This window comes from Streptomyces sp. NPDC056222, from assembly GCF_042264065.1.
Classification (GTDB): Bacteria; Actinomycetota; Actinomycetes; order Streptomycetales; family Streptomycetaceae; genus Streptomyces.
Window position 1 is genome coordinate 1 of record NZ_JBHJTL010000199.1, and the last position, 2,441, is coordinate 2,441.

The following is a 2,441-nucleotide window of genomic DNA, read 5'->3' on the forward strand; positions in this document are numbered from 1 at the left end:
GTACGCGCGTGACGCGCGTACCGGCCTCCGTCGTGTCCGGGGCGACACGCGGTTCGCGCCGGAATCGGGCCGGCGCGAGGTCGTCGGAGGTCACGCCGACCCCGCGCTCCTCCGCGTCAGGGCGCCCCGCGGGGACGTCACGTTCGCTGCTTGCCGCCCCGGACCGTGGCCCACAGCATGTCGCCCACGGCGACCACCGCGATCGCGAAGACGAGTTGGAGCAGGTGGCGCGTCCAGTCGATGCCCCGGGTGTCCTCGACCCCGATCCAGCCCGCGACGGCGTTGCCGAGGAGGCTGCCGATGATGCCGAACACAGTCGTCAGCCACAGGGGGATCTGCTGCTTGCCCGGCAGGATCGCCTTGGCGATCAGACCGAGCACAAAGCCCACGATGATTGCCCACAGCCAACTCATGGTCGCCTCCTCATGCGGCGCAATCTGCGCATGTGGGCCCAGTCTCGGCTCATCAGCCATACGACGCATGTCGGACGACGCCATACGTGACCCGGCCTCCCCACCCTCGGACGTCGGGCGTACCGTGGAGACAGGTCCGGACCGGGGAGAGTTCGGCGTGGACGCTGGCGGTGGAATGCGATGCGGAAGCACGGCGGTACAGAGGTTTTCCGGATCACCGGTGCGCGTCAGGGCCTGGCCGCCGATGTACGCGGCCGGGAGCGCCGGTATGTGATCTCGATGGCGGTACGGACCTTGTCCGTCATCGCCGCGGTCCTGCTGTGGAACGTCGAGCGCCATGTGGCCGTCGTGGCTCTCGTGCTCGGCGCACTGCTCCCCTATGTCGCCGTGGTCATCGCGAACGCGGGACGGGAGAAGCCGCCGACTCTTCCGTCGACGTTCGTGCCGGCGCCGACCCGCCCGGAACTGTCTGCCGGAGAGCCTTCCGCGGAAGCACGTACGGAACGTTCGTACGGTCAGAGTTGATCATCGTGGCGACCGAAAAGCTCAAGAAAAGCTCAGATCAATCATGAAGTTCCGGTGCACCGTAGCCCATTCCCCGTGACATACTTCCTACGCGCTCCGCATCCCCCGTCGGAGCGACGGACCGATGCCGGGCAGCTCCCCCCGTGGCTGCTCGGCATCGCCATTGCTGGACAATGATCAGGTGAGTGACGAGACCCCGATCTGTTCAGCCAAGGGCTGCCGCGCCGACGCCGTGTGGGTACTGGCCTGGAACAACCCCAAGCTGCATACGCCCGAGCGCCGCAAGACCTGGCTCGCCTGCGAGGAGCACCGCGAACATCTCTCCCAGTTCCTGGGTGTACGGGGCTTCCTCAAGGATGTCGTGCCACTCGCCGAGTGGGAGTCGGCCGGGGACTCAGCCGCCGATCGCTGACATCGGGCGCTCCGGCTGGAGGAAGCTCGGGTCGTCCAGACCCGAACCGGCCTTCTTGCCCCACATCGCCAGCTTCCAGATCTTGGCGATCTCGGCGTCCGGGGCGTCGGAGCGCAGCGCCGCCCGCAGGTCGGTCTCCTCGGTGGCGAAGAGACAGGTGCGCACCTGACCGTCGGCGGTGAGCCGGGTCCGGTCGCAGGCCCGGCAGAACGGGCGGGTGACGGAGGCGATGACGCCGACCGTGTGCGGTCCGCCGTCCACGACCCAGCGCTCGGCGGGGGCCGAGCCGCGCTCGTCCGCGCCCTCGGGGGTCAGGGTGAAGCGGGTGCGCAGCGACTCCAGGATGTCCCCGGCGGTGATCATGCCGTCGCGCTTCCAGCCGTGCTGGGCGTCGAGGGGCATCTGCTCGATGAAGCGCAGCTCGTACGCGTTCTCCACCGCCCAGGCCAGCAGGTCGGGGGCCTCGTCGTCGTTGAGTCCGGGCATCAGGACCGCGTTGACCTTGACCGGGGTGAGTCCGGCGTCGCGAGCGGCGGCCATGCCGTCGAGCACGTCGTGGTGGCGGTCGCGACGGGTCAGGGTCTTGAAGACCTCGGGCCGCAGCGTGTCGAGGGAGACGTTGACCCGGTCCAGGCCCGCGGCCTTCAGCGCGGCGGCGGTGCGCTTGAGCCCGATGCCGTTCGTGGTCAGGGACATCTTGGGGCGGGGCTCCAGGGCCGCGCACCGCTCGACGATGCCGACGAGGCCGGGGCGGAGCAGGGGCTCGCCGCCGGTGAAGCGGACCTCGGTGACGCCGAGGTCGGTGACGGCGATCCGTACCAGCCGGACGATCTCGTCGTCGGTCAGCAGGTCGGGCTTGGCCAGCCACTGCAGACCCTCTTCCGGCATACAGTACGTACACCGCAGATTGCACCGGTCGGTGAGCGAAACACGCAGGTCGGTGGCTACACGGCCGTAGGTGTCGATGAGCACTGTGGGCCCCCTCCCTGTCGTTCGGTGATTTATACAGCGAGCCTACGCGAGAGCACGGACAACCAGCAGGGGCCGATTGGAACGAGGACCGGAGCGGCCTCGTCGTAGGACCCTACGAC

At 68.8% G+C, this 2,441-nt stretch carries 4 protein-coding genes; 2 read left to right on the top strand and 2 right to left on the bottom strand.

The annotated features are described in order from the left end of the window. Positions 1-137: 137 nt before the first annotated feature. A complete protein-coding gene (locus ACFC0D_RS38395; RefSeq protein WP_376446724.1) occupies positions 138-413 on the bottom strand; it encodes a GlsB/YeaQ/YmgE family stress response membrane protein in 276 nt (91 codons plus the stop codon). A gap of 180 nt (positions 414-593) precedes the next feature. Between ACFC0D_RS38395 and ACFC0D_RS38400 the strand changes: the two genes are divergently transcribed. Together ACFC0D_RS38400 and ACFC0D_RS38405 are read left to right on the top strand one after the other, a co-directional pair. Beyond that, positions 594-938: a DUF3099 domain-containing protein gene (locus tag ACFC0D_RS38400; RefSeq protein WP_376446727.1), complete on the top strand. Its 345-nt coding sequence runs from the start codon at positions 594-596 to the stop codon at positions 936-938. Between the two features lie 181 nt (positions 939-1,119). Beyond that, a complete protein-coding gene (locus tag ACFC0D_RS38405) occupies positions 1,120-1,350 on the top strand; it encodes a hypothetical protein (protein WP_137990185.1) in 231 nt (76 codons plus the stop codon). Here ACFC0D_RS38405 and moaA read toward each other — a convergent pair. Beyond that, positions 1,333-2,322 carry a GTP 3',8-cyclase MoaA gene (gene moaA / locus ACFC0D_RS38410; protein WP_376446731.1) on the bottom strand — a complete coding sequence of 330 codons (990 nt, stop codon included), beginning with the start codon at positions 2,320-2,322 and terminating at the stop codon, positions 1,333-1,335. The genes ACFC0D_RS38405 and moaA overlap by 18 nt on opposite strands. Positions 2,323-2,441 lie beyond the last annotated feature (119 nt).